At 61.8% G+C, this 26,188-nt stretch carries 24 protein-coding genes; 13 read left to right on the forward strand and 11 right to left on the reverse strand.

What is annotated here, in order from left to right:
* Nucleotides 1–124: 124 nt before the first annotated feature.
* The 4 genes from JHX87_RS12310 to fghA all read left to right on the forward strand — a co-directional run bounded on the left by JHX87_RS12310 (nt 125) and on the right by fghA (nt 3,310).
* The gene (locus JHX87_RS12310) at nt 125–1,252 is read left to right on the forward strand and encodes an S-(hydroxymethyl)glutathione dehydrogenase/class III alcohol dehydrogenase (protein WP_271883988.1); all 1,128 of its coding nucleotides are present in this window, start codon (nt 125–127) and stop codon (nt 1,250–1,252) included.
* Between the two features lie 84 nt (nt 1,253–1,336).
* Nucleotides 1,337–1,969, forward strand: coding sequence for an ATP-dependent Clp protease proteolytic subunit (locus tag JHX87_RS12315; RefSeq protein WP_271883989.1), 633 nt, complete (start codon nt 1,337–1,339; stop codon nt 1,967–1,969).
* Nucleotides 1,966–2,472 (forward strand): GNAT family N-acetyltransferase, encoded by a 507-nt coding sequence (locus tag JHX87_RS12320; protein ID WP_271883990.1) that lies wholly within the window; start codon nt 1,966–1,968, stop codon nt 2,470–2,472. The genes JHX87_RS12315 and JHX87_RS12320 overlap by 4 nt, the downstream gene beginning before the upstream one ends.
* A 4-nt stretch (nt 2,473–2,476) precedes the next feature.
* Entirely contained in the window at nt 2,477–3,310 is an 834-nt protein-coding gene (fghA, locus tag JHX87_RS12325) for an S-formylglutathione hydrolase (RefSeq protein ID WP_271883991.1), read from the forward strand.
* 51 nt (nt 3,311–3,361) lie between these two features.
* Here fghA and glf read toward each other — a convergent pair whose 3' ends face one another.
* Together glf and JHX87_RS12335 are read right to left on the reverse strand one after the other, a co-directional pair.
* The gene (glf, locus tag JHX87_RS12330; RefSeq protein WP_271883992.1) at nt 3,362–4,507 is read right to left on the reverse strand and encodes a UDP-galactopyranose mutase; all 1,146 of its coding nucleotides are present in this window, start codon (nt 4,505–4,507) and stop codon (nt 3,362–3,364) included.
* A 42-nt stretch (nt 4,508–4,549) separates the two neighbouring features.
* On the reverse strand, nt 4,550–5,569 hold the full coding sequence (locus tag JHX87_RS12335; protein WP_271883993.1) for a glycosyltransferase: 1,020 nt from the start codon (nt 5,567–5,569) through the stop codon (nt 4,550–4,552).
* Nucleotides 5,570–5,708: 139 nt separating this feature from the next.
* Between JHX87_RS12335 and JHX87_RS12340 the strand changes: the two genes are divergently transcribed.
* Both JHX87_RS12340 and JHX87_RS12345 read left to right on the forward strand, forming a co-directional pair.
* Nucleotides 5,709–6,890 (forward strand): hypothetical protein, encoded by a 1,182-nt coding sequence (locus JHX87_RS12340; RefSeq protein ID WP_271883994.1) that lies wholly within the window; start codon nt 5,709–5,711, stop codon nt 6,888–6,890.
* An 81-nt stretch (nt 6,891–6,971) separates the two neighbouring features.
* Nucleotides 6,972–8,813, forward strand: coding sequence for a glycosyltransferase family 2 protein (locus JHX87_RS12345; RefSeq protein ID WP_272833685.1), 1,842 nt, complete (start codon nt 6,972–6,974; stop codon nt 8,811–8,813).
* A gap of 24 nt (nt 8,814–8,837) precedes the next feature.
* Here JHX87_RS12345 and JHX87_RS12350 read toward each other — a convergent pair whose 3' ends face one another.
* Nucleotides 8,838–11,177, reverse strand: coding sequence for a hypothetical protein (locus tag JHX87_RS12350; RefSeq protein ID WP_271883996.1), 2,340 nt, complete (start codon nt 11,175–11,177; stop codon nt 8,838–8,840).
* Nucleotides 11,178–11,334: 157 nt separating this feature from the next.
* On the opposite strand from JHX87_RS12350, the gene JHX87_RS12355 reads away from it, so the two are divergent.
* Nucleotides 11,335–12,243, forward strand: coding sequence for an ornithine cyclodeaminase family protein (locus JHX87_RS12355; protein WP_271884292.1), 909 nt, complete (start codon nt 11,335–11,337; stop codon nt 12,241–12,243).
* Here the strand turns inward: JHX87_RS12355 and JHX87_RS12360 are convergent.
* From JHX87_RS12360 to JHX87_RS12375, 4 genes are all read right to left on the reverse strand, one after another.
* Complete coding sequence (locus JHX87_RS12360) at nt 12,240–13,868, reverse strand: Na/Pi cotransporter family protein (RefSeq protein ID WP_271883997.1); 1,629 nt, start codon at nt 13,866–13,868, stop codon at nt 12,240–12,242. The two genes, JHX87_RS12355 and JHX87_RS12360, sit on opposite strands and share 4 nt — an antisense overlap.
* 96 nt (nt 13,869–13,964) lie before the next feature.
* On the reverse strand, nt 13,965–14,642 hold the full coding sequence (locus JHX87_RS12365; RefSeq protein WP_271883998.1) for a 5'-nucleotidase, lipoprotein e(P4) family: 678 nt from the start codon (nt 14,640–14,642) through the stop codon (nt 13,965–13,967).
* Nucleotides 14,643–14,713: 71 nt separating this feature from the next.
* Nucleotides 14,714–15,958 (reverse strand): MFS transporter, encoded by a 1,245-nt coding sequence (locus JHX87_RS12370; protein ID WP_271883999.1) that lies wholly within the window; start codon nt 15,956–15,958, stop codon nt 14,714–14,716.
* A gap of 139 nt (nt 15,959–16,097) precedes the next feature.
* Nucleotides 16,098–16,691, reverse strand: a complete 594-nt coding sequence (locus JHX87_RS12375; RefSeq protein ID WP_271884000.1) for a LolA family protein — start codon at nt 16,689–16,691, stop codon at nt 16,098–16,100.
* Nucleotides 16,692–16,903: 212 nt separating this feature from the next.
* On the opposite strand from JHX87_RS12375, the gene JHX87_RS12380 reads away from it, so the two are divergent.
* Nucleotides 16,904–17,503 carry a YceI family protein gene (locus tag JHX87_RS12380; RefSeq protein ID WP_271884001.1) on the forward strand — a complete coding sequence of 200 codons (600 nt, stop codon included), beginning with the start codon at nt 16,904–16,906 and terminating at the stop codon, nt 17,501–17,503.
* 42 nt (nt 17,504–17,545) lie between these two features.
* Here the strand turns inward: JHX87_RS12380 and JHX87_RS12385 are convergent, their stop codons facing one another.
* Nucleotides 17,546–18,775, reverse strand: coding sequence for a UbiH/UbiF/VisC/COQ6 family ubiquinone biosynthesis hydroxylase (locus JHX87_RS12385; RefSeq protein WP_271884002.1), 1,230 nt, complete (start codon nt 18,773–18,775; stop codon nt 17,546–17,548).
* Between the two features lie 49 nt (nt 18,776–18,824).
* Nucleotides 18,825–19,679: an SDR family oxidoreductase gene (locus tag JHX87_RS12390; RefSeq protein WP_271884003.1), complete on the reverse strand. Its 855-nt coding sequence runs from the start codon at nt 19,677–19,679 to the stop codon at nt 18,825–18,827.
* Nucleotides 19,680–19,774: 95 nt separating this feature from the next.
* On the opposite strand from JHX87_RS12390, the gene JHX87_RS12395 reads away from it, so the two are divergent.
* From JHX87_RS12395 to JHX87_RS12405, 3 genes are all read left to right on the forward strand, one after another.
* Nucleotides 19,775–21,262, forward strand: a complete 1,488-nt coding sequence (locus tag JHX87_RS12395; protein WP_271884004.1) for an AMP nucleosidase — start codon at nt 19,775–19,777, stop codon at nt 21,260–21,262.
* A gap of 149 nt (nt 21,263–21,411) precedes the next feature.
* Nucleotides 21,412–21,711: an HU family DNA-binding protein gene (locus JHX87_RS12400; RefSeq protein ID WP_271884005.1), complete on the forward strand. Its 300-nt coding sequence runs from the start codon at nt 21,412–21,414 to the stop codon at nt 21,709–21,711.
* 244 nt (nt 21,712–21,955) lie between these two features.
* Nucleotides 21,956–22,861, forward strand: a complete 906-nt coding sequence (locus JHX87_RS12405; protein ID WP_271884006.1) for a DMT family transporter — start codon at nt 21,956–21,958, stop codon at nt 22,859–22,861.
* On the opposite strand, the gene JHX87_RS12410 is transcribed toward JHX87_RS12405, so the two are convergent.
* Nucleotides 22,862–23,458 carry a glutathione S-transferase family protein gene (locus JHX87_RS12410; RefSeq protein WP_271884007.1) on the reverse strand — a complete coding sequence of 199 codons (597 nt, stop codon included), beginning with the start codon at nt 23,456–23,458 and terminating at the stop codon, nt 22,862–22,864. It abuts the gene before it with no gap.
* Between the two features lie 65 nt (nt 23,459–23,523).
* Here JHX87_RS12410 and JHX87_RS12415 point away from each other — a divergent pair, with 65 nt between their 5' ends.
* Nucleotides 23,524–24,267, forward strand: coding sequence for a helix-turn-helix transcriptional regulator (locus JHX87_RS12415; protein WP_271884008.1), 744 nt, complete (start codon nt 23,524–23,526; stop codon nt 24,265–24,267).
* Here the strand turns inward: JHX87_RS12415 and JHX87_RS12420 are convergent.
* The gene (locus JHX87_RS12420) at nt 24,219–25,610 is read right to left on the reverse strand and encodes an aminotransferase class V-fold PLP-dependent enzyme (RefSeq protein ID WP_271884009.1); all 1,392 of its coding nucleotides are present in this window, start codon (nt 25,608–25,610) and stop codon (nt 24,219–24,221) included. The two genes, JHX87_RS12415 and JHX87_RS12420, sit on opposite strands and share 49 nt — an antisense overlap.
* Before the next feature lie 91 nt (nt 25,611–25,701).
* Here JHX87_RS12420 and JHX87_RS12425 point away from each other — a divergent pair, with 91 nt between their 5' ends.
* Nucleotides 25,702–26,178: an Lrp/AsnC family transcriptional regulator gene (locus JHX87_RS12425; RefSeq protein WP_271884010.1), complete on the forward strand. Its 477-nt coding sequence runs from the start codon at nt 25,702–25,704 to the stop codon at nt 26,176–26,178.
* Nucleotides 26,179–26,188 lie beyond the last annotated feature (10 nt).

A 26,188-nucleotide genomic window follows, 5' to 3' on the forward strand; every position in this document is an offset into this window, starting at 1 on the left:
GTACGTGTCGTTTCCCGGACATGATCCTTCGCTGATCGGCTTGACGTTCCCCCGCATCTGTTCAGAAATACCCGCAAGTCAGGCTGGCAGAACCGGCCCAAATCTGGATGGACAGGAGTTGCAGATGAAAACCCGCGCCGCCGTGGCTTTGGAAGCCGGAAAACCGCTGGAAGTGATGGAGGTCAATCTTGAAGGCCCCAAGGCCGGAGAGGTCCTGATCGAAATCAAGGCCACGGGCATCTGTCACACCGACGAATTCACCCGCTCTGGCGCCGATCCGGAAGGGATTTTCCCCGCCATCCTTGGCCATGAAGGCGCGGGTGTCGTGGTCGAGGTTGGCCCCGGTGTCACCAGCCTGAAGCCCGGCGATCATGTGATCCCGCTATACACGCCGGAATGCCGCGAATGCGCCTCTTGCCTGTCGGGCAAGACCAATCTCTGCACCCGGATCCGGGCAACGCAGGGGCAGGGGCTGATGCCCGATGGCACCAGCCGCTTCAGCATGCCCGACGGCACGCCGATCTACCACTATATGGGCTGCTCGACCTTCTCGAACTATACCGTCCTGCCCGAGATTGCGGTCGCCAAAGTCCGTGAGGACGCGCCTTTCGACAAGATCTGCTATATCGGCTGCGGCGTTACCACCGGCATTGGCGCTGTCATCAACACCGCCAAGGTCGAGATCGGCGCCAAGGCCGTGGTCTTCGGTCTGGGCGGCATCGGGCTGAACGTGATTCAGGGTCTGCGTCTGGCCGGGGCCGATATGATCATCGGCGTCGATCTGAATGACGACAAGAAAGACATGGCCGAGCGTTTCGGCATGACCCATTTCGTCAATCCGAAGAATGTCGAAAACGTCGTTCAGGAAATCGTCGAAATAACCAAGACGCCTTTCGATCAGATCGGCGGCGCCGATTACAGCTTTGACGCGACGGGCAATGTCAAGGTGATGCGCGACGCCCTGGAATGCACGCATCGCGGCTGGGGTCAGTCGGTGATCATCGGTGTGGCACCGGCCGGCGCCGAGATCAGCACCCGCCCGTTCCAGCTGGTGACCGGCCGCGTCTGGAAGGGCACGGCCTTTGGTGGCGCCCGCGGTCGCACCGATGTGCCCAAGATCGTGGACTGGTACATGGACGGCAAGATCGAGATCGACCCGATGATCACCCACACCATGCCACTGGAGGATATCAACAAGGGTTTCGACCTGATGCATTCGGGTGAATCCATTCGCTCGGTCGTCCTTTACTGATCCTTCATGTCTGCTTAGGTAAATGAAGCGGTTGGGGCGCCTGCGCGGCGCCCCGGCCGAAATGACAGAAAAAGGAGCAGGCGGATGCGTCACCAGTGGCTGCATAACGATGATGAGGACGACGACGATGATCGTCCGCAACAAGACGAGGACAAAGGTCTGGGCCTGCCCGAAGGCGACAAGATCGGTAAACTCTATTTCAAATCGCGCACGGTGATCGTCGCAGGCGGCATCACCGACAAGCTGGCGCAGCGCACCGTTGCCCATCTGCTGGCGCTGGCCGAAGAAAGCGATGATCCCATCAATATGCTGATCAGCTCGCCCGGCGGTCACGTCGAATCCGGCGACATGATCCATGATGTGATGAAGTTCATCCGTCCGACCGTGCGGACCATCGGCTCGGGCTGGGTGGCTTCGGCCGGGGCGCTGATCTTTGTCGGCGCGGCAAAGGAAAACCGCTACTGCCTGCCCAATACGCGCTTCCTGATCCACCAGCCCTCGGGCGGAATCGGCGGCACGACCTCGGACATGATGATCCAGGCCGAACAGATCCGTCAGATGCGCGACCGTCTGAACCACATCTTTGCCGATGCAACGGGCCAGCCGGTCGAGAAGATCGAAAAGGATACGCAGCGCGATCTGTGGCTGAACACCAAAGAGGCGCTGGATTACGGTCTGCTGAACAAGGTGATCCATTCCGTGGATGAGCTAAAATGAAACCTCGCGGGGAGGTCTCGGTCCGCCCCGCGACAGAGGCTGATCAGGACGCGATCTGGTCCATTCTGAAACCGGTCTATCGCGCGGGGGAAACCTATTGTGTCCCGCGCGATATCACCCGCGATGAGGCGCTGGCGGATTGGTATGCCAGGCCCTTTTCCGCCTTCGTGGCAGAACATCGCGGTCGCATCGTCGGCACCAGCCATATCGGCCCAAACCGTCCTGCCGGCGGCTCTCATGTCGCCAATGCATCCTTTGCGACCCATGCCGAGGCGCGGGGCAAGGGCGTGGCACGTGCCCTGGCCGAACATGCGAAATCATGGGCGCAATCGAATGGCTTTTCCGCGATGCAGTTCAATTTCGTGGTGTCGACCAATGAGGATGCCGTGCATCTGTGGCAAAAGACCGGCTTTCAGATTGCGGGCCGGCTTCCCGGCGCATTCATGCATCCGACACGGGGCATGGTCGATGCGCTGGTCATGTATTCAACATTGAAGGAGTAGGTGGATGAGCCTTGAAACCTTGTCGGAAAACCGCAGTTTCGGCGGCACGCAGGGCGTCTATCGCCATAAATCGCAGGCCACCGGCACCGATATGACCTTTGCGGTGTTCATGCCCGAGATCGCCGATCATACCCGCGTGCCGGTGCTGTGGTATCTGTCCGGCCTGACCTGCACCCATGAAAACGCCATGACCAAGGCCGGCGCCCAGCAATTTTGCGCAGATGCGGGCATCGCCATGGTTTTTCCAGACACCTCGCCCCGTGGCGAAGGCGTGGCGGATGATGAGGCTTATGATCTGGGTCAGGGCGCGGGTTTCTATGTCAATGCGACGCAGGATCCCTGGAAGCCGCATTTCCAGATGTGGCATTACATCACCCATGAACTGCCCGAATTGATCGGTGATAATTTCGCCGTGGATCGCGACCGCATGGGGATCACCGGCCATTCCATGGGCGGCCACGGCGCGCTGACCATCGCGATGACCCTGCCCGAGCGTTACAAATCCGTGTCAGCCTTCGCGCCCATCGCCAATCCCACGCAGTCGGATTGGGGCCAGAAACAGCTGACCGCCTATCTGGGCAAGGATCAGCAGGCCTGGCAGGCGCATGATGCGACCGTGCTGATGACGGAACGCGGCTTTCCGGGCGACGTGCTGATCGATCAGGGCACCTCGGATCAGTTTCTGGACAAGCTGAAGCCAGAGGCACTGGCCCATGCCATGATGGCGCGTCGGCAGCCCGGCCAGTTCCGCATGCAGCCGGGTTATGATCACAGCTATTTCTTCGTGCAAAGCTTCATGGCCGATCACGTCTACTGGCACGCCGAACGGCTGCTGTGACAAAAAAAGGCGCCCGGTCAGGGGCGCCTTTCCACCTGCGATCTGCGCCTGTCAGCGCGGCGATTTCACGAAAGCGGGCATACGGGCATCCCGCGCCGTATTGCCCAGAAAGACATCGGCGGTATCCAGCGCCTCGCGAATGGTGACATCCATATCCAGATAGCGGTAGGTGCCCAGACGCCCGACAAAGGTGACCTTCGGCGTGTCCTCGGCCAGCGCGATATAATCCTCCAGCAGGGCTTTCTCCTCGACCAGACGGATCGGATAATAGGGGATATCCTCTGGCTCGGCGGCACGGCTGAACTCGCGATAGCAGACGCTGCCCTCGTGGCTTTCCCAGGGCGCGAAATGCTTGTGCTCGGTGATGCGGGTATAGGGCACGTCGCGGTCGCCGTAGTTCATCACCGCGCAGCCCTGATAATCGCCGTCATAGGTGAAGCGTTCGAAATCAAGCGTGCGATAGCCCAGTCGGCCCAGGCGATAATCGAAATAGCCATCCAGCGGACCGGACCAGAAGACGTGATCGGCCTGTTCCGCCATATCAGCGGTGAAGGGCGTCGACAGCTCGACCGTGATATTCGGATGATCCAGAATGGCTTCGATCAGCGGGGTATAGCCCTCGCGCGGCATGCCCTGGAATTTGTGGAAGAAATAATTGTCATCGTAATTGAAGCGCACCGGCAGGCGCTTCAGGATCGAGGCCGGCAGCTCGGTCGGAGAGCAGCCCCATTGCTTTTCGGTATAGCCCTTGAAAAACGCCTCATAAAGATCGCGCCCGACGAAACGCAGGGCCTGTTCCTCGAAGGTCTGCGGATCCGCGATCGAGGTGTCGGCCTGATCGGCGATAAAGGCTTTGGCCTCGTCCGGGCCCATGGTCTTGTCAAAGAACTGGTTAATGGTCAGCAGATTCACCGGCAGCGAATAGACCGCGCCCTGCGTCGTGGATTTCACCCGGTTCTGGAACGGCATGAATTCGGTGAAGCCGTTGACGTAGTTCCAGACTTCTTCATCATCGGTGTGAAAGATATGCGGGCCATAGACATGCATCATCACGCCGGTATCGGCGTCGCGTTCGGTGTAGCAATTCCCGCCGATATGATCGCGGGCGTCGATGATGCGGCAGCTATGCCCGGTCTCGGCCAGCTTGCGACCGATGACGGCGCCGGAAAGGCCTGCCCCGACAAGAAGAATATGCATGCGCGTTATCCGTTCCATCTGGATTGATGTTTGGCCACACCTCTACAGGTTGCGGGTTTGATCCGCCAGCGCCTCTATCTGACGATGCGGCCGGTCCAGCTTGCCCGTCAGCCCGTCGCGCAGCGCCAGATTGAGGATGCGGCGGAACTGCTGTCGCTGATCGCCATAGTCGCGCGCCTTGCGATGCCATTTCGCCACCAGCAGCGGTACCAGCGGCCAGAACAGCGCCCCCGCTGCCACGCGATAGGCGATCAGCGCGTTGCGATACATGTAATAGACCTTCCAGATCGGGCTCAGGACCAGCCCGGTCGATCCCTGCTTTGCCTCGGTATCATGTTCGAACCGGACCTGCGGGGCAAAGCCGATGCGCAGCCCCTTGCGGCGCATGGTCAGGGTGTAAAGCTGATCGTCGCCATAGATGAACAGGCGCGGATCGGGCAGGCCCGCGCGGGCGATCACGTCGCGTGACAGGAACAGCCCGACGAAAGAGGACATGTCGACCTCGACCACCGGGGCATCGGCGGCATAGGACGGATCCTGCAGGTGAAAGCCGTGCCGCCCCTTGCCGCCAAGGGTGCGCAGAAATTCCTGCCGCCGCCAGAACGGGTTGCGATAGGGTCGGTTCATCTCGCAGACATCGCCATTGGGGTGAAAGACCGCCGCGCCGATGGCGTCCCAGCCATTGCGATCCATGGCGCGAAAATCTGCAATCGCACCCGCAGCGGGTCGGCCATCATCATCCATGACCACGATCCAGTCCGGGTCCACTTGCCGCGCCACCTGATCCATCGCCAGCGAAAACCCACCGGCGCCGCCCAGATTTTCGGGGCTTTCATGGATCGTCAGCCGTGGATCATCCAGCGATGCCAGCCATTCCGCCGTGCCATCCTGCGATGCATTGTCGAAGATCAGAATGTGGTCCAGCGGTTCTGCCAGCAGCCGGGCCACCGTGTCGCGCAGTTTGGCCAGTCGCGAATGGGTCACGACCACCGCCGCGATGGTGACGTCATCATCGCGTCCGGCCGGGGAAGTCGCACTGTCAAGGGGCGTGGTTCGCTGCATCAATCCCCCTTACCAACGCGGCCCTGAAGCGGCAACTGACCATTCGGCGATTTGGAAAAAACACCGGAATTGCCGCTTTTGCCGCTGTTGCTGACCTGCTAAGCACGCGGCAAAACGGATTACCGAAGAAGGCTCTAACATGAGGGTCACCTGCCATATCGGTCACCACAAGACCGGTACGACGTCACTTCAGGCATATCTTTCGCAGAATTCCAACGCGCTTCTGCGCGCAGGAATTCTGTATCCGTGGGTCGAGTCGCAGGGTGCCTCGATCGCGCTGGCCAAGGCCACGGCCGCCCGCCCGGTCGAGCGCCGCTTTCTGCTGTCGAAAATCACCGAGAAGGTGCACGGCGCCGATGATGCCAAGATCCTGCCAATCAATTTCCGCGAGGCGCATAACGCGCTGGCCTTTCGCATGCTGGCCGATTTTCAAGAGCCCTGGCGCGTTCCGCATTATCACGCGCATCTGCCACATTCGAACCAGATGCTGGTCGCGATCAGGAACCAGATCAAGCAGCTTCAGCCGGAAGAGGTCGTGCTCTGTTCCGAGGTCATGTCGCATTTCGGCCGCGCAAACCCGGAGCTGATCGAAAAGCTGCACAAGCCGATGGCCGAGGCGAAGGATTTCGTCGTCTGGTGCACCTTGCGCCGCCCGGATGAGCAGGCCGTGTCCTGGCACGGTCAGCAGATCAGGTTCGGGCAATCGCCAAAACCGCTGTCCGACCCGAAGGGCATGGATCTGAAATCGATCCATTTCGATTATGAAAAAGTGGTCGAACCCTGGTTGGCGCGCATCCCGAATGTTCAGCTGATGCTGCGCCCCTATGACCTGGTGATGAGAGAGGGCGGCTCGGTTCAGGATCTGGTCCAGCATTCCGGAATCCGCTTTCCGCAAGGTTTGCTGCCCGCACCGAAAATGAATGTCAGCAGGCCGCCGGCCGTTGCCGGGCTGATCCGGATCGCCAATGGCGCGCTGCCCAAGGATCTGGCCAATGCGTTCAGCGACCAGATCGTAAAAATCTGCGAGAATATCCCGCAGCCTTCCCCGAAGGATGTGGAATATTTCGGCGCGGCGAATCGGCAGAAACTGATGACCAGCTTTGCGCCGATTCATCAGAAACTTGGCCAGATCAGCGGAAGACAGCCATTTTTCGCCGATATCGACCAGATGCTGATTTGCAAACCGATCCCCGAGGCACAGGCAATCCGTCAATTACTTGATCAGCTTGCGGGAAAAGAGACCCTGCTGGAGCAGCCGGAATTGCAGGATTTCCTGCGGGCGCAAATTCAAACCTACGGGTTGGGTCGGGGCGCGGTTTAAGATAGACCGCCTCAATTGCCACGGATGGCAATTGTCATCCGAACACAGATCCGGGTTAATCAGATGAACCAGATATCGACCGTGACTGACAGCATTCAGACGACCGCCCCTGTCACGCTTCAGGGCATGCTGTGGCCAGAGCGGGGAATTTCGACCGAAGGCAAGATCTATTTCCGGCTGACCGGCGCGGCGGGTCTGTCGCAACGTCAGGGAAAGATTATCACTGGGCCGGGCGGAAAGATCGGTTTCGATACGGCGTTCAATCTGTTCAATTACGGCAAATTCCGCAAATTCTGCGGTATCGAAGATATTCTTCTGTCGCTGAAAGGTCGTGGCCGGTTCGAACTGGTGGTTTATCAGGCGCAGCGCGAAAAATCCGCGGACCGGATTTATAACGAGATATTCAGCTTTGACGAAAACGGCGCATTTTCAGTCGATCTGAATGAGATTATCGACCGTCAGCGCGGCGGCATTCTCTATTTCGAATTGACGAGTCTGGAAGAGGGCGAATTGCGCGACGCCCTCTGGCAGACCCGGCAACAGCCGCTGCGACAGCCCCGGATCGCCTTGTCGATCACCACCTTCAAGCGGGAAGAGGCCGTCCGCGAAAGTGCGCGGCGCTTTGATGAATTCGTCAGAACCTCGGCCCTTGCGCCGTTCCTGCAGCTGATCGTCGTCGATAACGGCCAAAGCGCCGAGATCCCGAATTCGGACAAGGTCAGGGTCATCGAGAACGAAAACCTCGGCGGCTCGGGCGGGTTCGCGCGCGGGCTGATCGAGGCGGAAAGCCTTGGCGTGACCCATTGCCTGTTCATGGATGACGATGCCGCAATCCATATGCCGGTGCTGGAACGCGTCTGGACCTTCCTTGCCTATGCGCTGGACGAAAACGCGGCGGTGGCCGGCGGGCTGACCATGGCCAACCATCGCTGGGCGATGTGGGAAAACGGCGCGCATTTCCGCCTCAGCTGCAAGCCGCGCCATCTGGGAACCGATCTGCGCGACTTTTCCCAGGTGCTGAAGATGGAACATGAATCGACCGTCGATGCCGCCACGAACTTCTATGGCGGCTGGTGGTTCTTTGCCTTTCCCATCGCCGCGGCCGGGCACCGTCCTTTCCCGTTCTTCGTGCGCGGCGATGACATCAGCTTCTCGATCGCGAATGACTTCAATATCGTCACGCTGCCGGGGGTGGTCTGTTTTCAGGACGCGGATTTCTCGGATAAGGAATCGCTGCAGACCCTGTATCTGGACCTGCGCAGCCATGTGATTCACCATCTGGCGCTGCCCAATATGGAAATTGGCCGTGTGGCGCTGCTGTCGCTGCCGCCGCGCTTCTTTGTCCGCAGCTTCCTGCAACTGCATTACGAGACGCTGGAGGCGCTGAATATCTCGTTCGAGGATGTGATGCGCGGGCCTGACTTCTTTGCCGAGAACGCCGATATGTCGGCGCGCCGGGCCGATCTGAACAAGATCCGCAAGGATGAGGCCTGGAAGGATCTGGAAGGTCCGGTCCCGGCAGAGAAGATCCGTTTCAACCCGAACAGCGGCTGGGTGCGGCTGCTGATGAAGCTGACGCTGAACGGGCACTTGCTGCCGTTTTTCAGCCATTACGGCAATCGCCGCGTCCTGCGCGCGGGCGAGCGGGGCCGCATCCGTGAAACATGGGCGGCGGCACAGATCACCTATCTGGACGGGTCGGGGAAATATTTCACCGTCCGCCATTCCAAGCGCAAGGCCTTCCGTCAGGGATGGCGCATGGCGCGAAATCTGTTCCGCTTCAATGGCCGGATGGACGATCTGAAAACCCAGTGGCGCGAAGGCTATAACCGTTTGGCAACGGATGATTTCTGGCGTGATCGCCTGAATCTGGATCAGCCTTCCGCGACGGCGGCGGATCACAGGCAGGCAAGCGCGGACTGATCGGCGCGGCCAGCGCGGCGGCGGTCAGATCTTGCTTTGCTTCATCCCGCTTTTGGGGAACAGCCAGTCATATGCGACCTTGATCGGCAGCCTGCGCAGTTTCGCCAGATCTGCCGTGGCTGACAGCAGCGCCTGATCGACCCACCATTGCGGCGCGCCCGCATCCCTGGTCAGTCCCGCATAAAGCCGCCCGAAGATCCGCAGATATTGCTGCGCGCCCTGGCTGGGATTGGCAATCAGAACGCCGCCCATGACATGTCGCCACGGCACCGCCGCCAGATAGCCGCGCTGATTGTCCCGACCCTTTGTCGCCGTCAGCACGATATCGGCCCCTCTGCCGGCCGCGAATGCAGATGCCGGGCTGCCGTGGAAAAACGCATCGGCGTCCGAGGTCATCAGCGGCATCCCGTAACGGTCCAGCAAGGCAGGCAGGCGTAAAAACCGGCTGATCGCGTAATAGCCATTGGTGGCATCTGGCGCATCTTCCGTCGAATAGCGGATGTTGGGGGCGTCGATCAGCTGTGCATCGCCCGCGTTGATGACGTGGAAATGCAGATTGCTGCGCCCGGCAGAGGTCTCGATCAACCTGCGCCCGTAGCGGCTGAAATAGCCGCCATCCAGCCCGATGACGGTGATCGGCAAGGCCGTGTCAAAGGGCTTGTCGCTGGTGAATTGCATGGCGGGCAGGACCGGATCGGGGCCTTCATCCGCCCAGCGGGCAAGGCAGTCCAGATCGCGCAGCGCCAGAAGGCCCCGATTGTGATGGCGCAGGTTTCCCTGCTGCAGCAGAAGCTGCCGCGCCCGGTCAAATTCAGCATAGGCGGGCTTCAATTGGCCGCGCAGGTAATATTCACCGGCGGTCAGCAGGTGGGGCGCGATCCCCGGATCTGCCGACAGATATTCGACCATGCGGCCAACCGCCGGATCAGATTTCGCGATGTCGCGAAGGGTTCTGTTGCGCAAAAGGCGAGGCGTCAGGGTTTTGGCGTGCTGATGGAAAAACAGTTGCACCAGAAATTCGTTCAGCACATCGCGCATCTGCGGCGTTGCCTGATCCATGCGGTCCAGCACCTGATCCAGCGTCAGATCGACATTGGCCGGTTTGACGTTCAGAAAGGCATTGTTCAGCCGCCGAGAGATATTGTTCAGCCGCTGGGGGTCGTCGTCGCGCATGGCGACGGCATTGTCGATCATCTGGACGCTGACGGTGTTCTGCGGCTTGTCTGCCGGTTCCTTTGTCGCGGCTGGTTGCGGGCCATCGCCCTTTGCATCCTCATGCAGCGCGTTCAACCGTCGTTGCATCAAAAATCCGCCCCAATTGCTTTTGCCATTATCCAGCATCGCCTCGGTCAGCCGCGCCATGGTGTTGATCGCGCGCAGCGCCTGACCCGAGAAATAATCCTTCGGATCATAGGATTGCGCCTTTGGTATCGCCTGATCGACCGAGCTTTCAAGATCGCGAAGCAGGACCGGCCGACCGCCAAAGAATTCCGCGTCCATCCACCGGGCATCGTCGTGATAGTCGCGCGAAATCTGCTGTGCAAGCGCCTTGTGCAGCGCGGGCTTGGTCCGTTGTGCCGTCAGGCCTTCATCGGCGGCAAGCCGGGCGACCTCCCAGCCGATATTGTGGCGGATCCATTGCGTGCGGTCGCGCAACTGCCGATGCACCAGCTTCAGCAGCATCAGATCTTCGATGCACAGCGACTCATTCGATGCTGTCAGCGGCAGCAGGCGGATGTTGTCTGCGTCGTCGCCAAAGGTCTGGGCGATGAAATCCTCGACCGCGGATTTATTGCGCAGCTCATCGCGGATCATCGGCCTGACGCGGAAATTCTGGCCAAAGGTCCGGGTCCAGGGGGTCAGTTTTCTTTGATAGAGCAGCCGCCCCTCGCGCAGCATTTTCTGATGATACCGCTCGGGCGTGTCGGCAAAGCGGCCGATCTTGATGTCCTCCGCGAATGTCGAGAGCGTCCGTCCAGCATGCGGCCGGACATAGCAGATCACCAGATGGTCGCTGATGTGAGGTTGCCAGAAATGTTGAATTGTCTGCTGCAACTCGGCGGGTTTCGCGCCCTCGAATTCTTCGCCCGAAATGACCGCGTAATCCCAGGCGCCGTCCTGCAGCATCTGCCCGATCCGCGCGGGTCCCGGCTTTTCCGCATTGCCGGGCATGACCTTGCCGTCACGTGCAAAAGCATCGACCTGCGGCCGAAGGTAATTGTGGTTCAGCCGCGTCGGGTACAGGATCTGCTTGCCGGGAAGATGGATCTTGCCGGTCGCAAATGCCTCTTGGATCGACGTCGAGCCGGTCTTGTGATGCCCGATATGAAAGATCAGTTTCGGTTTCGTGGCTGTCCGGGGCATGTCGCTTCCATTTCCGATGGCCGCGTTGCGCGGGGGCGCTGCAACCTCAATTCGCTGCTGTTTATCCAGCTTTTGCCAGCGCCGCCAGCATCGGTGCGGCCGCTTGCGCAGATGGCTTGCGGCTCCTAGCATGACGGTCACACAGCAAGAGGTTCCCATGACGCCCCTGATGATCGGACCCGAGGCGGAAAGCCGCCTTGACTGGCTGGCCTTGACCGACGCGATCGAGGCCGGGCACAGCCTGCCGCGCGCAGAGATTGCGGACAGCTTTCTGTATCGCGGGGATGATACCTTGCTGACGCGCTCGGCCTGGATTGACGGGCTGGGTCTGGCGGTCAAGCCGGCGACGATCTTTCCGGGCAATCCGGGGCGGGGAATGCCGATGGTCAATGGGTCTGTAAATCTTCTGGATGATGCGGATGGCAGGCTGCGGGCGATTGTCGATTTTCATCTGGTCACGAAGTGGAAGACCGCCGGGGACAGCCTGTTATCCGCGCGCAAGCTGGCCCGCAAGGATGCGCGACGGGTCTTGATCGTCGGTGCGGGCAATGTCGCGGGCAGCATGATCGAGGCCTATCGCGCATTGATCCCGAATGCCGAGGTGCTGATCTGGAACCGCACTGCCGCAAGCGCCGAAAAGCTGGCCGCGCAGCACGGCGCAGAGGTCGCGCCGGATCTGCAGCAGGCGGTTCAGCAGGCCGAGATCATCGCCACAACCACCATGTCCGATCAACCTGTCGTCCTGGGCGAGTGGCTTTCCCCCGGCACCCATCTGGACCTGATCGGCGCCTATCGACCCGATCTGCGAGAGGTTGACGACACCGCGATCCGGCGTGCGCGGCTGTTCGTGGACAGTCGCGATACGACAATCGGGCATATCGGAGAGATCCAGATCCCGCTGGATAACGGGGTGATCCGCGAAAGCGATATCATCGCCGATTTCTATGACCTGCCCAGCGGCGATTACGCCCGGCGATCTGATGATGAGATTACCATCGCCAAGAATGGGGGCGGTGCGCATCTGGATCTGATGACCGCGCGCTATATCCTGGACGCCGCAGGCTAGCCCGACCGCAGGCGCGATTCAACCAGCAGCCCTTCCTCATCCAGAATCGGATGCGCGACCGAGACGATATGTGCGTTGATCCGCTTCAGATCGCGCAGGATATCCAGATGCAGCGAGGAGGTTTCCCGGCTTTCCGCCTTGCCCTCGCGCAGCCTTATCAGGTGGCGTTGCGAGGATTGCCGCTCATGCCGGCGTATCGCGACCTTCACCTCCATCAGTTGCCGGGCCAGATCGCGGTCGCGGGTCATGAACACCGTCTGGGCCATGCGCAGATTTTCCTGCGTCATCAGGAACAGCGCATCCAACTCGCTGTAACCTTCATCCGAAAACCACAGCCCAAGGCCGATTTTCTTGCGCACTTCGGGGGCCAGGCCCTTGTCGATAATGTCGCCGACATGTTCCAGGTTGATCACGTAATCCAGAATGGTGATGGATCTGCGCCGGTCCTCTTCGCTGGCATTGCTGCCCAGACGCGAGAGATAGGCTTTGACCTCTTGCTGGCGGCGATCCACGCGCTTTTCCAGAACGGTTACCTCGGCCAGCGGGGCGTGATCATTGTCGTGAAACGCCTTGCGCGTCTGATCCAGCATGCGTTCGATGGTGTCGCCGATGCCCAGTGCTTCGCGACTGGCACCCGCCAGCGCCAGCGGCGGGGCGTCCAGCTCATCCTCATTCAGCCAGCGGGGCGCAAGTTCGGCTGCGGGATCCTCATCCGGGATCAAGCGATTGACCATGGCGGTGATCAGCCCGGTAAAGGGCCAGATGGCTGCGGCCAGCAGCAGGTTAAAGGCCAGATGCGCCTCAACCGCCAAACCGGCCGTTTGCAGGGGCAAGCGGGTCAGCATCGCGCCGATCTGGGCGGCGAAAGGCATGGCGATCAGGCAGCCGATGCCGCGCACCAGAAGATTGCCGACCGTCAGTCGCCGCGCCGCGACCGGCCCGTTCAGCGTGGCCAGAACCGGCGCCAAGGCACCGCCAAGGTTCGCGCCCAGCACCAGCACGACGGTCAGCGCGGGATCAAGGTTCAGCGACAGGACCAGCAGCACCGCCGCAAGCGAGGATGAACACAGCAGCGCAATCCCCGCCGCAAAGGCAAAGGCCACTGGCCATGCCCCATCCAGCAGCGCGATAAAGGCCGCCATCGCCGGGGATTCGCGCAAGGGTTCTGTCGCCTGTGACAGCAGCGTCAGCGACAGCAGCATCAGCCCGATGCCAATCAGCGCCCGACCGCTGCCCGCGACGGGCGTGCGGGCCTGCCGCGACATCACATAGCCGGTCAGCAGCAGGAAGGGGGCGACCGCCTCAATCCCCGTTGCGACCAGCCAGGCAGTCAGGGCGGTGCCGACATTCGCGCCCAGAAGCACGATCTGCGCCATCTTGCCGTCGATCAGTTTCCGTTCGGCAAAGCCGGCGGTCATCAGGGCAGTTGCGGTCGAACTTTGCAGGCCCAGCGTGGCGACAAGGCCGGACAGAAAGGCCCGCGGGCCGGTGCCTGTGCCAAGGCCAAGCGCGGTTTTCAGCTTGATCCCGAACGCGTCGGTCATGCCATCGCGGATCAGCCGCAACGCAAACAGCAGCAGCGCGACCGCACCGCCAAGCTGGATTATGACCGTCAGCGATGACACCTGTTGCCGGACCCCTTCCTTTGAACTCTTTGTAATCACGGAGTCTTAGGAAAGGATGAAGCGAAACGGCCCGAAGTCAAGCCGCTGCCCGGCGTGCTATTTGTCCCAGGACCGGATTTCGGCCTCCATCCATGTGCCATGGGCGGCATTGGGAAAGACGATCCAGTCATCGCCAAAGCGGTCGGCGTGATCATGGGTCAACTCGTGCTGCCGCTCTAACGGGACATTGGCGAAGGCGCCGTGGAAATCGTGCAGCGTATCGCCCAGTTGCAGGACGATCCTGTGATCGCGTTCGATGGCCGCGCGACGCTCGGCCTTGGGGGGGCCGAAAAGCTGGACGTGATCGGCATGGACCTGTGGCAGGCCAAGCCGGGACAGGGTGGCGATGGTGGCCAGCTTGTTTTCGTTGAACCGGTCCGAGACGTAGAAGATCGTCACGCCCAGCCGGTCGGCCAGATGAAAGAAATCGGCGGCACCCGGGATCAGATGGGGCTGCCCCTCTCTTTCCCAGGTCTTCCAGACCTCGACATGATCATGCTTGCCGTCCAGCGTCATCGCATGGGCCATGACGGCGGTATTATCCAGAATCGTTTCGTCAATATCCGAGACGACGGCCAGACCCTGTCCCGTCCCATGTTCCTCGACTGCCGCCTTCAGGCGCAGCGTTGCCAGCGCGTAGCATTGGCGTTGCAGGGCCTTCACCTCGGCCGAGCGCTGCTGATAGCGGATCGCCATCGCATGTTCGCGCGGATTTCGCCTGGTCTGGTCGGTCATGGAGGATCCCCTTCGGTTGCGCGGCGGAGGCTAGGGCCGCCGCGCCGGAAGGTCAAATCACCCTTGCGGGCTCAGGCGGGCGCCGGTGCCAGACGGGCCGGGGCCTCGCGGATCGGCAGGTGGATCAGCGCGCTGAAGGCGCCGACGCCGACGCCGATCCACCAGACCAGGGTGTAATCGCCATAGACATCATACAGCATCCCGCCCAGCCAGACGCCAAGGAAGGCACCAAGCTGGTGGGACAGGAAGACGAAGCCGTAAAGCGTTCCCATATAGCGCAGGCCATAGATATAGGCGACCAGCCCCGAAGTCAGCGGCACCGTTGCCAGCCACAGCCCGCCCATGACCAGCGAGAAGATGATGACGCTGGTCGGGGTAATGGGCATCAGGATAAAGGTCGCGGCGGCGATGGTGCGCAGCGTATAGACACCCGCTAGCAGGTATTTCTTCGAATAGCGCTTGCCCAGCCAGCCCGCCAGGATCGAGCCCGCGACATTGGCCATCCCGATCAGCGAGATCGCCACCGCGCCAAGGGCCGAGGTGCTGGTGATGCCGATGCTGGCCAGCGTGCCCAGCGGGCTGATCGGGCCGCACATCTCGGTGATCATGGCGGGGAAATGCGCGGTGATGAAGCCAAGCTGATAGCCGCAGGAAAAGAAGCCCGCGAAGATCATCATGTAGGACGGATCGCGAAAGGCGCGGTTCAGCACGCTGCCCATGCTTTCTTCCAGCTCTGACCGGGTGGCGGGTTTGCCATCGCCCAGCATCGGCAGGAAGAACAGGCAGCTGAGGACGATGACGCCGAAGATGATGAAGACAGCCTGCCATGTGTAAAAGGCCAGCAGGATCTCGGCCAGAGGCGCGCCGAAGACCTGCCCGGCAGAACCTGCGGCGGTGGCGATGCCCAGGGCAAGGCTGCGGTTCTCATCACTTGCCGCGCGTCCGACGATGGCCAGAATGACCCCGAACCCGGTCCCGGCGACGCCAAAGCCGACCATGATTTCCAAGAGCTGCATTCCGGCGGGCGTATTGGCATAGGCCGTCAGGATCAGGCCGCTGGAATACAGCAGCGCCCCCAGAATGATGGCCCAGCGATCCCCCCACTTTTCCGCCAGCGCCCCGAAGATGGGCTGCCCGATCCCCCAGGCCAGGTTCTGGATCGCAATTGCCAGCGAAAATTCTGCCCGAGGCCAGGCGAATTCTTCGGCAATCGGGATCTGGAACACGCCAAAGCTGGCGCGCAGGGCGAAGTTGATCAGAAGGATGAAACAGCCGCCGATCAGGACAGGCGTGAAGATACGTGATTGAGATGACATGATACACCAGCTCGGCAAAATCAGAGCCTGCAGCGTTGACCCGTCATCTCGGGAAGATCAAGCCAGATATCGTGATGCGACAGATCAGCCGGGATGATGGATCGCGGCTGATCGTGCAAATTATGCGATGTATTCCGGCCTATCTGCGGCGTTCGATCTCATTGCCGATATTGAAGCGCGAGGCAGGGATCGAACCGACCGCGTTCAGCTCGCCCAGAATGACCGTGGTTTTCTTGCCCGCATCGTCGGTGACGACCCATTGGCGCAGCTGGGTCGGGCTGGAAAAGACCATCTGGATATTTCCGTATTCGGGATGCTCGGGGTCCTGCGCGGTCACGACGGTCGCGTTTTTCGCCTCGGTATAGCCGGTGACCATATTCGCGCGGCCCAGATTCACATTCGCGTCCAGAATGATCGACAGCGGCGTTTTCGCCAGCGGATATTGCTGTGGCCCGCCCGAGGATTTCGGATCGAAGATCGCCACATTGCCGCCCGAGGCCAGCATCAGCGTATTGTCGTTATTATATTCGAACCGGGCGCGGCCCGGGCGCTGCAGATAGACCGTGCCGGTCGAAATCGTGCCGTCCGGGTTCACCTGGGTGAACTCCGACGTGACGGTGCGCAAGCTGTTGAGATAGCGTGAGATCTCGTTCAGCGGGATACGTTCTGCCAATGCCGGAAAGGCAAGAGCAAGGACAAGGGCGGGCGCAAGGGCGAGCGATCTGATGTTCATGCGGCAGATCATATCCTTTTCGTTTCGTTATGCACATCACGATGCACGGATGGATGCAGGCCCGAACACTCGCGGATCTGTGACGGTTCCCGTGAACACGGCGGCTTGAATTCTGTTTCAGCCCGGCGGCGGTCCGGGACGGTTCAGGAACCCCTTTGAAACAGCCTGCGTTGGTCAGGCAACTATCCCTGTTTCAGAAGATGAGGAATGTCATGAAATCTGGATTTATCGTTATGGCGGCTGTGGCAGGCATTGTTGCAACACCGGTCCTGGCGCAAAACAGCATGCCGGTTTCTGGCACCTATGAGTTCGATCCCGAACACAGCTCGATCACTTTCTCTTACCAGCACAATAACGGCATCGCAGAAAGCTATGGTCTGGTGCGCGAGATCCAGGGCAGGATCGTGCTTGATACGGAAAACCTGTCCAATTCCAGCGTCGAGGCCAGTTTTCCGCTGTCCAACTTGATGACCGTGGCACCTGCGCTGGACGAACACCTTCGCAGCGACGATTTCTTCAGTTCGCCGGATGGCTCCTCCATGATCAGCTTCACCTCGACCGAGGTGATCCCGGATGGCGATCACGAGGCGGATGTGAAGGGCGATCTGACCATCAATGGCATCACCAGACCGGTGACGCTTGAGGCAGAGTTCAACAGCTATGGCGAAGGTGTCCCGACCGGCCGGATGACGGTGGGCTTTGACGGCGAGACGACGATCAAACGCACGGACTTCGACCTTGGCATGTTCGCGCCGGTCGTTGCCGATGAGGTCGAAATCAAGATCTCAGTCGAAGCGATGGCCGCAGAATAAGGCGCGACGGCAGGCAGCGGGCGGCGGCGCTTGCCCCTTTCGTCACAGCGCGCGGCCCGTCAGCAGGCGCGGCATCGGCTCGACCGACAGGCCAGCCGCCTGCCGCATGAAGCCGCGACGCAGTGCCGGTATGGCGGTGACAAGGCCCATGCCGATGCCGCGCGCGGCTGACAGGATGGGGTTGTCGCTGCCAAACAGCCGGTTCACGCTGTCCATGCCAAGCGCAAGGCTGGTCGCGTCAAAGCGCCGCCAGGACTGATAGCGTTCCAGCACCAGTTCCGATCCGATATCCTCACCGCGCCTTGCGGCCTCGACCAGAACCTCGGCCAGGGCGGCGACATCGCGCAGGCCAAGGTTCAGCCCCTGACCCGCGACCGGATGCACACCATGCGCCGCATCGCCAACCAATGCGACACGCGGCGCGGCGTAGCGTTCGGCCAGCGACAGGCTGAGCGGATAGGTGAAACGCGTCCCGGCCAACGAAATCTGCCCCAGATAGTCACCAAAGCGGGGCCGCAGGACGGTCAGGAAATCCTCGTCATTCAGCGCGGCGATGGCTTTGGCATTGCGGTTGGTCTCGGACCAGACGACGCTGCTGCGGTTTCCGGGCAGGGGCAGGATCGCCAGCGGCCCGGTGGCCATGAAATATTGCTGCGCGATGCCGTGATGCGGTTCCTCATGCTCGATCGCCGTGACCAGCGCGGTCTGGCCGTAATCCCAGCCTTTGCGGGTGATCCCGGCTCGCCGGGCGACGGATGAGCCGCGCCCATCCGCGCCGATCAGCGCCCGCGCCGTCATCTGCCGCCCATCGGACAGATCGACGGTGACATGGGTTGCATAGACCTGATGCCCGGTGACGGCCAGACCCGGCAGATGGGTCACGGCATCGGACGCGGCCATGGCCGTCAGCAGCCTGCGATACAGAAAGCGATCTTCCAGCATATAGCCGACCGGGCCTTCTTCGATCTCGGCGCTGTCGAAATGCAGAAAGAAGGGCGCGGCACCCTGACCGGGCAGGCCCTGCGAGGCCTTGACCTGCAGGATCGGCTGCGAGGTGGGCGCGAGTTCCGGCCACAGCCCAAGCGCCGTCAGCAGCCGTTGCGAGGCGATGGCCAGCGCATAGGCGCGCCCGTCGAAATCATCGCCCGCCCGCGCATCCGCCGGGCGCGGATCGACCACGGCCACCGAAAGCCCGGCACCCGCCAGCGCCAGCGCCAGCGTCGGACCGTTCAGCCCGCCGCCCGCGATCAGAATATCGACATCGGTTTTCATGGTCGCGATCATGCATGTGCAGCCGCCAAAGGCAATGCGGCGCGAAGCCTCAGCCCTCGGCTTTCAGAATGGCCTGCAATCCGCTGCGATAGTCGGGATAGCGCAGCGTGACCCCCAGATCCTGCCGGATGCGCCGGTTCGAGACGCGCTTGCTGTCCTGATAAAAGGACCGCGCCATGGCCGACATATCGGCGTCGTCGAAATCGACCGCCGGGGGGATCGGCAGGCCCAGCAATTCGGCGGCATAGGCGATCACGTCCTGCGGCGGCGCAGGATCATTGTCGCAGAGGTTATAGGCGGTGCCGGGCGCGGGCGCCTTGATCGAGGCCAGCAGAACCTGCGCAATATCCTCGGCATGAATACGGGAAAAGACCTGACCCGGCTTGATGATCCGGCGGGCTGTGCCCTTGCGGACCTTTTCAAAGGGACCGCGACCGGGGCCATAGATCCCGGCAAGGCGAAAGATATGCAGCGGCAGACCGGCCTTATCGGCCAGGGCGCGCCAGTCGGCCTCGGCCCGGATGCGGGCCTGTCCACGCGGTCCGGACCCGTCCAGCACGCTGTCCTCATCGACCCAACCCCCATCGCGGTCGCCATAAACGCCGGTGGTGGACAGATAGCCCAGCCAGCGCGGCGTGGCCTGTGCCAGCGCATCGCGGAAATCGGCAAGCACCGGATCTCCACGTTCCAAATCAGGCGCGGCTGAGATCAGGATGCCATCCGCCCGCGCGATGGCCTGGCGCAGGCGATCCTCTGACCCCGGCCACAGCAGCGGCGTGGCCCCCGCCGCCGCAACGCGATCCGGATCGCTGCGGGTCGTGCCCGTGACATGCCATCCCTCTGCCCGCAGCAAGGGGGTCAGAAAACCTGCGCTATAGCCGTGACCGAAAACAAGAAATTCCATGACGGCACGGTAACGAAATCAGCCTGCCTGCACCAGACGCTTGCTTGCCTTCGCCGGTGCTGGCAGTTTCACGTCAATCAGAAGGAAGATCATTGATGGATACGGATTCCCGTTTTCTGCCGGTCAAGACGCCCGAACCGGTCGCCCGCGAACAATTCACCGATCCCCGTGCCGCCGTGAAGCGCCTGCAAGAGCTGTATTCAGAGGCGACCGAATTTCTGGTCACCCGCTTTGTCAGCATGATCGAGGGGCAGCAGCCCACGGCGCGCTATCGCGCCTTTTACCCGGAAATTCGCCTGACGGTGAACACGCATCCGAACGTGGATTCGCGCCTGTCTTTCGGCCATGTGGTCGAGCCGGGCAGCTATGTCGCGACCATCACCCGCCCGGATCTGTTTCAGCATTACCTGATCGAGCAGATCGGCCTGCTGATCAAGAATCACGGCGTTCCGGTGACGGTCAGTTTCAGCGACACCCCGATGCCGGTCCATTTCGCCGTGGCCGCCCAGACCGATGAGCTGGCCGTGCCGCAGGAAGGCGTGCTGGAATTTTCGCTGCGCGATGTCTTTGACGTTCCGGACCTGCGGACCATGAACGACGATATCGTCAATGGCGTGGCCGAGGATCTGGCCGATGGCGCGCAATATCTGTCGGCTTTCACGGCGCAGCGGATCGACTATTCGCTGGCGCGGCTGCAGCATTACACGGCCACCGCGGCCGAGCATTTCCAGAATTTCGTGCTGTTCACGAACTATCAGTTTTATGTCGACGAATTCGAAGCCTATGCCCGCCGCATGCTGGCCGATCCGGACAGCGGCTATACCGGCTTTGTCGCGCCCGGAAATCAAGAGATTACCGGACCCGATCAGGAATTGCCGGTTCTGGCAAAGATGCCGCAAATGCCGACCTATCACCTCAAGCGCAAGGACGGGCAGGGGATCACGCTGGTCAATATCGGCGTCGGCCCCTCGAATGCGAAAACCGCGACCGATCACATCGCGGTGCTGCGTCCCCATGCCTGGTTGATGGTTGGCCATTGCGCCGGTCTGCGCAACAGTCAGCGGCTTGGCGATTTCGTGCTGGCCCATGCCTATCTGCGCGAGGATCACGTGCTGGACGACGATCTGCCGGTTTGGGTGCCAATCCCGCCCCTGGCCGAGGTGCAGGTGGCGCTGGAAGAGGCGGTTGCCGAAGTCACCAAGCTGGAAGGCTTCGAACTGAAGCGCATCATGCGCACGGGCACCGTCGCCACGATCGACAACCGCAACTGGGAGTTGCGCGACCATTCCGGCCCGGTGCACCGCCTGTCGCTGTCGCGCGCCGTCGCGCTGGATATGGAAAGCGCCACCATCGCCGCGAATGGCTTCCGTTTCCGCGTGCCCTATGGCACCTTGCTTTGCGTCAGCGACAAGCCCCTGCATGGCGAATTGAAGCTGCCCGGCATGGCCACGGATTTCTATCGTACACAGGTCGCGAACCATCTGTTGATCGGGATCCGGGCGATGGAAAAACTGCGCGAAATGCCGCTTGAACGCATCCATTCGCGAAAATTGCGCTCATTCAGCGAAACAGCATTTCTTTGACCTAGCGTCACCCGGCATGCAAAACGCAGGAATTCGCTGGAAAGGCGAAAAATGCTTGATCTGCCGGGCAAAACCGTGTGTAGCAGGCCCTATGCCGCAAACGGCGCTATTTGTGGGCCCACGAAAACAGGGCAAGAGGAGACAGATATATGGCTACGCCTTCCGCAAAACCGATGACCAAGACTCAACTGGTCGCGACCCTGGCCGAGGAAATGGGCTCGGACAAGAAAACCGCAACTGCCGCGCTGGACGCTATCGCAGCGGTTGTAACCCGTGAAGTCGCCGGTGGTGGCGCAGTGACCCTGCCGGGCATCGGCAAAGTCGCTTGCCGCGCACGCCCCGAGCGTCAGGTCCGCAACCCGCAGACCCAGGAAATGATGACCAAGCCGGCTGACAAGCAGGTGAAGGTGACTGTTGCGAAGGCTCTGAAAGACAGCGTCAACAGCTGATCGCCCAGCACCATCGCATGGATCAGGCCGTACCATCTGGTGCGGCCTTTTTCTGTTGGCGCGGATGGCGTCGCACGACCTGCCCGGCACCGCAGCGCCATCAGCCGCGTCCGATGAACGGCGCCCCCGCAGCCTGATCCGGCAAGGCCGCTTTCCTGCATGGCTGGCTTTCGCCTTTTGCGCCTTTAAGCCGCCAGACCTCTCTGCTAGCCATATCGTATCTTTCGAAAAAAAAGGGGCGGAGATGGATATTCGCGCGATCCTGATGGGTCTGGTCTTTGCGATCATGTGGGCCTCTGCCTTTACCTCGACCCGGATGATCGTGACCGAAATCCCGCCGCTGATGGCGCTGGCGCTGCGATTTGCACTGTCTGGCGGGATCGCGGTGTTGATCGCGCTGGCCTTGGGACAGACCTGGCGCAGCATGACGCGCAATCAATGGCGCGCGGTGATCGTCCTGGGCCTGTGCCAAAACGCGCTTTATCTGGGGTTGAACTGGATCGCGATGCAATGGATCGAGGCCGGGCTCGCCTCGATCATCGCGGCGACGATGCCGTTGATGGTGGCCTTTATCGGCTGGGTCGCGATGGGCGAGCGGCTGCGGCCCCTGGGCGTCGCCGGTCTGTCATTGGGGCTGATCGGCGTCGCGATCATCATGGGCGCGCGCCTGCAAGGGGGCAGTGATCCGGTGGGGATCGCGCTGTGCTTCCTTGCCGCGCTGGCGCTGGCCGTGGCGACGCTCAGCGTGCGGGGGGCCAGTGCGGGCGGCAATGTGATGATGATCGTCGGCCTGCAGATGCTGGTCGGGGCGGTGACGCTGGCCATCATCTCTCCGCTGGTCGAGACATGGTATATCAGCCTTGAGCCGGGACTGGTGCTGGCCTTCCTGTACACCGTGCTGGTTCCCGGACTTGCGGCCACATGGGTCTGGTTCCTGCTGGTCGAACGGATCGGGGCCGTGCGTGCCGCCACCTTCCATTTCCTGACGCCCTTCTTCGGGGTGGCCATCGGCGCCGCGCTGTTGGGGGAACAGCTGGGCGCCGGTGACGTGCTTGGCGTCGGGATCATCATGGTCGGTATTCTGGCGGTTCAGCTGTCCAAGGCCCCCACGGCAAAGGTGCCGCCGGTCAAGCGCCCGCCACCCAGCTGATCAGGGATTATCGGCTGCCGCTGCTGCCCGCGCCGCGTCGCGATCCTGACAGCGCGCCACCCAGTCCCTGATCGCGGGCGTGACGGGCATCTGATCGCCAAACCACGCAAAGGGGCTGGCGCAGAGCAGATCGGCCGCGCTGAACGCATCGCCCAGCAGATAGGGCTGCGCCGACAGCACCTGATCCAGCCGCGCAATGGCCGCGTCATAATCGCGAAATGTCGCCCTCAGCGCCGGGTGATCCAGTTGCGCCCAACGCAGGATGGTCACCGGCTCGAACACGCCCTGATACCAGCCAAGCCAGGACAGATAGCGCCCCCGTCGCGGATCGCCCACCACCGGACCCAGTCCCGCATCGGGAAACCGGTCGGTCAGATACAGCGTGATCGCGCCACGCTCGTGAACGTAATCCTCGCCATCCGTCAGATAGGGGACCTTCCCCTCGGGGTGCGGATTGGCGGGATCTGTCCCGCCAGACCCATCCTGTCGCTGGATGTTCACCGTTCTGATCGCGACCTGATCGGTGGCGCCCAACTCGTCAATCAACTGCAGAATACTGGTCGAGCGGCTGTTGGGGGCATGGTAAAGTGTCAGCATTGGCGTGGCTCCTGTTTCAGTGCTATCCAGACACTAGACCGGCCCTGCTGACAGAAAGAGGCAGCATGCCCCGCACCGACCGATTGATGCGCCTGATGGACGTGATGCGCCGCCTGCCCGCGCCGGTCACCGCCGCACGGCTGGCCCAGGAAACCGGCGTGTCACCCCGGCAGCTTTACCGCGACATCGCCACCTTGCGTGCGGGCGGTGCCCTGATCGATGGTGAGGCCGGGCTGGGCTATACCCTGACCGAGGATCCCGCCCTGCCGCCGCAAAGCTTTTCACGGCTGGAGATCGAGGCCCTGCGGCTGGCCGTCGATGCGCTGTCCGGGATCGGGGATGCGGAACTGACGGATGCGGCGCAAAGCGCGCTGTCGCGGATCATCGCGACGCTTCCCGAACGGCAGGCGCAACAGGCGCTTCACGCCATCACGCGCAGCTTTGCCAGCGCGCCCGACCGCGACCCGCCGCAGGTGGATCTGGCGCTGCTTCGCCATGCCTGCTGGAACGAACTGGCGCTGCGGATCGACTATCGCGACCTGCAAGGCGCGGCCACGACGCGCGAGATCTGGCCGCTGGGACTGTCCTATTCACAACGCACGCTGATGCTGCTGGCCCAGTGCCGGCTGCGCATGGATTTCCGCGTCTTCCACGTCAACCGCATTCAGAAGATGGATCTGACCGGCGACAGCTTTCGCCCCCGCCGTGTGGCGCTGGTCCGCGACTATTCCCGCAAGATGGCCGCCTGCCGCCGCGACGCCTATGCCGCCCGCGGTGAAAAGATCGCCGTCGCGCTGTCGCAGGAATAGCGGCCGCAATAGCGCGGGGCGTGTTTCGCCAGATCGGCAATGGCCGACAAGATCGCGTCGATCTCTGCCTCGGGCGCTGCCCAGCACAGGTTCAGCCGGACAAAACCGGGCTTCTCGATCTCTTCCCCGCGCAGGATCGCGGCACGCAATGCCTCTGACGCCTCATCCCCGATCCCCAGCAGACGATGGACATAGGGCCCCGCGCAGGCGCAGCCGCCCCGGGCCTGAACGCCGTAGAGATCCGACAGCATCCGGGTCGCCAATTGCTGATGGATAAAGCCGCCCTGACCATCGCCAATGCGAAAGGACAGGATCGGCAGGCGCGGCGCCGAAGGGTGCCCCAGCAGCGTCAGGCCCGGCACATTGCGCAGCGATGCCGCCTTGTCCAGCCAGCGGGCATGGGTCGCATCAATCCGTGCCTGCCCCATCCGGTCCTTCAGCGCAAAGACCAGGGCGGCCCGGATATCGCCGATGACATTGGGGGTGCCGGCCTCCTCCCGCGCTTCGACGGCGGTCGCATAATCATGCCCATGCCGGTTCACGAATTTCACTGTGCCACCGCCGGGCAGGCTGGGCCGCGCCGCCACCACCGCATCGCGCCGCAACAGCAGCACACCCGACGCGCCGGGCCCGCCGATGAACTTATGCGGAGAGACGACAACCGCATCCATCCCCAAAGACAGGTCAATCGGCAGATAGGGCGCCCCGCCCGCATAATCCCAGACAACCCTCGCGCCAGCGGCTTTCATCACGCGGGTGATGCCCGCCACATCCGAAATCGCCCCGGTCACATTCGAGGCCGCCGAAAACGCCCCGATCACGTGACCCGAGGCCATTTCCAACGCCGCCGCCAGCGCCGCCATATCGACGCCCCCCTCTTCGGCCTCTGGCAGCTCGATCACCTGCGCGCCGCTTTCGCGCCAGGGCAGGATATTCGAATGATGCTCATAAGGCCCGATCAGAACCGTCGTGCCCGGACCCACATCCAGCAGATGTACCACCCGGTTGATCCCCGCGGTCGCCCCCGATCCGGCAAAGATCACCGCGTGATCGGCCCCGCCACCCGTACAGCGCAGGATCTCGGCCCGGGCGGCACGCCGCATCCGCGTCATCATGCCGCCGCAATGGCTGGCCTCGGTATGGCTGTTGGCATACCAGGGCAGCACCTCTTCCATCACAAAGCGCTCGACCTGCCGCAATGCCCGGCCCGAGGCGACATAATCGGCATAGATCATCGGTTTCGGCCCGAACGGCCCGTCGATGACCGCATCGCGGCCGATCAACCCCTCATGCAGATCCTCTATGGAACCCAGTCCGGCGCGAAACTTGTCAAAAATATCCATGGGGCGACCTCTTTCTTTGATCAGAGAATCGCACAGAGCAGCATAGATTTTGATTTCTTCTTTGCTTAAATATCCATAAAGCCCGGGTCAAATGAACGAGCAACGCTTGCAAATCGACGAAACTGACCACCGCATCCTGTCCGCACTGCAACAGGATGCCTCGCTGTCGCAGCGCCAGCTTGCCGAACGGATCGGCCTGTCGCAAAACGCCTGCTGGCGTCGCCTGCAACGGCTGACAGATGCGGGGCTGCTGAAGGGCAGCCGTGCGCTGATCGATGCGGACAAGGCCGGGCTGCACCTGACGGTCTTCGTGATGATCCGCACCCGCCACCATGACGATGCCTGGGCGCGCCGCTTTCGTGCCCGTGTCGAATCCATTCCCGAAATCACCGAATTCCACCGCATCGGCGGCGAATGGGACTATATGGCAAAACTGGTGACGACCTCGATGGCGGGCTACGATCACTGCTACAAGGCGCTGATCACGGATATGGATCTTGAGCGCGTCACCGGCGTCTTTTCGATGGAAACCATCTTCGAAGGCAGGCCGCTGAATCTGCCACGTTGATTTTCACGAA

It is taken from the genome of Paracoccus fistulariae, assembly GCF_028553785.1.
GTDB lineage: Bacteria > Pseudomonadota > Alphaproteobacteria > Rhodobacterales > Rhodobacteraceae > Paracoccus > Paracoccus fistulariae.

Coding starts and splice junctions, on each gene's coding strand:
- JHX87_RS12375 (WP_271884000.1), bottom strand. CDS start 16,691: ATGAACATCAGATCGCTCGCCCTTGCGCCCGCCCTTGTCCTTGCTCTT.
- JHX87_RS12425 (WP_271884010.1), top strand. CDS start 25,702: ATGAACGAGCAACGCTTGCAAATCGACGAAACTGACCACCGCATCCTG.
- JHX87_RS12410 (WP_271884007.1), bottom strand. CDS start 23,458: ATGCTGACACTTTACCATGCCCCCAACAGCCGCTCGACCAGTATTCTG.
- JHX87_RS12385 (WP_271884002.1), bottom strand. CDS start 18,775: ATGAAAACCGATGTCGATATTCTGATCGCGGGCGGCGGGCTGAACGGT.
- JHX87_RS12335 (WP_271883993.1), bottom strand. CDS start 5,569: ATGCAGCGAACCACGCCCCTTGACAGTGCGACTTCCCCGGCCGGACGC.
- JHX87_RS12315 (WP_271883989.1), top strand. CDS start 1,337: ATGCGTCACCAGTGGCTGCATAACGATGATGAGGACGACGACGATGAT.
- JHX87_RS12395 (WP_271884004.1), top strand. CDS start 19,775: ATGGATACGGATTCCCGTTTTCTGCCGGTCAAGACGCCCGAACCGGTC.
- fghA (WP_271883991.1), top strand. CDS start 2,477: ATGAGCCTTGAAACCTTGTCGGAAAACCGCAGTTTCGGCGGCACGCAG.
- JHX87_RS12310 (WP_271883988.1), top strand. CDS start 125: ATGAAAACCCGCGCCGCCGTGGCTTTGGAAGCCGGAAAACCGCTGGAA.
- JHX87_RS12400 (WP_271884005.1), top strand. CDS start 21,412: ATGGCTACGCCTTCCGCAAAACCGATGACCAAGACTCAACTGGTCGCG.
- JHX87_RS12350 (WP_271883996.1), bottom strand. CDS start 11,177: ATGCCCCGGACAGCCACGAAACCGAAACTGATCTTTCATATCGGGCAT.
- JHX87_RS12405 (WP_271884006.1), top strand. CDS start 21,956: ATGGATATTCGCGCGATCCTGATGGGTCTGGTCTTTGCGATCATGTGG.
- JHX87_RS12340 (WP_271883994.1), top strand. CDS start 5,709: ATGAGGGTCACCTGCCATATCGGTCACCACAAGACCGGTACGACGTCA.
- JHX87_RS12370 (WP_271883999.1), bottom strand. CDS start 15,958: ATGTCATCTCAATCACGTATCTTCACGCCTGTCCTGATCGGCGGCTGT.
- JHX87_RS12320 (WP_271883990.1), top strand. CDS start 1,966: ATGAAACCTCGCGGGGAGGTCTCGGTCCGCCCCGCGACAGAGGCTGAT.
- JHX87_RS12390 (WP_271884003.1), bottom strand. CDS start 19,679: ATGGAATTTCTTGTTTTCGGTCACGGCTATAGCGCAGGTTTTCTGACC.
- JHX87_RS12355 (WP_271884292.1), top strand. CDS start 11,335: ATGACGCCCCTGATGATCGGACCCGAGGCGGAAAGCCGCCTTGACTGG.
- JHX87_RS12415 (WP_271884008.1), top strand. CDS start 23,524: ATGCCCCGCACCGACCGATTGATGCGCCTGATGGACGTGATGCGCCGC.
- JHX87_RS12380 (WP_271884001.1), top strand. CDS start 16,904: ATGAAATCTGGATTTATCGTTATGGCGGCTGTGGCAGGCATTGTTGCA.
- JHX87_RS12420 (WP_271884009.1), bottom strand. CDS start 25,610: ATGGATATTTTTGACAAGTTTCGCGCCGGACTGGGTTCCATAGAGGAT.
- glf (WP_271883992.1), bottom strand. CDS start 4,507: ATGCATATTCTTCTTGTCGGGGCAGGCCTTTCCGGCGCCGTCATCGGT.
- JHX87_RS12365 (WP_271883998.1), bottom strand. CDS start 14,642: ATGACCGACCAGACCAGGCGAAATCCGCGCGAACATGCGATGGCGATC.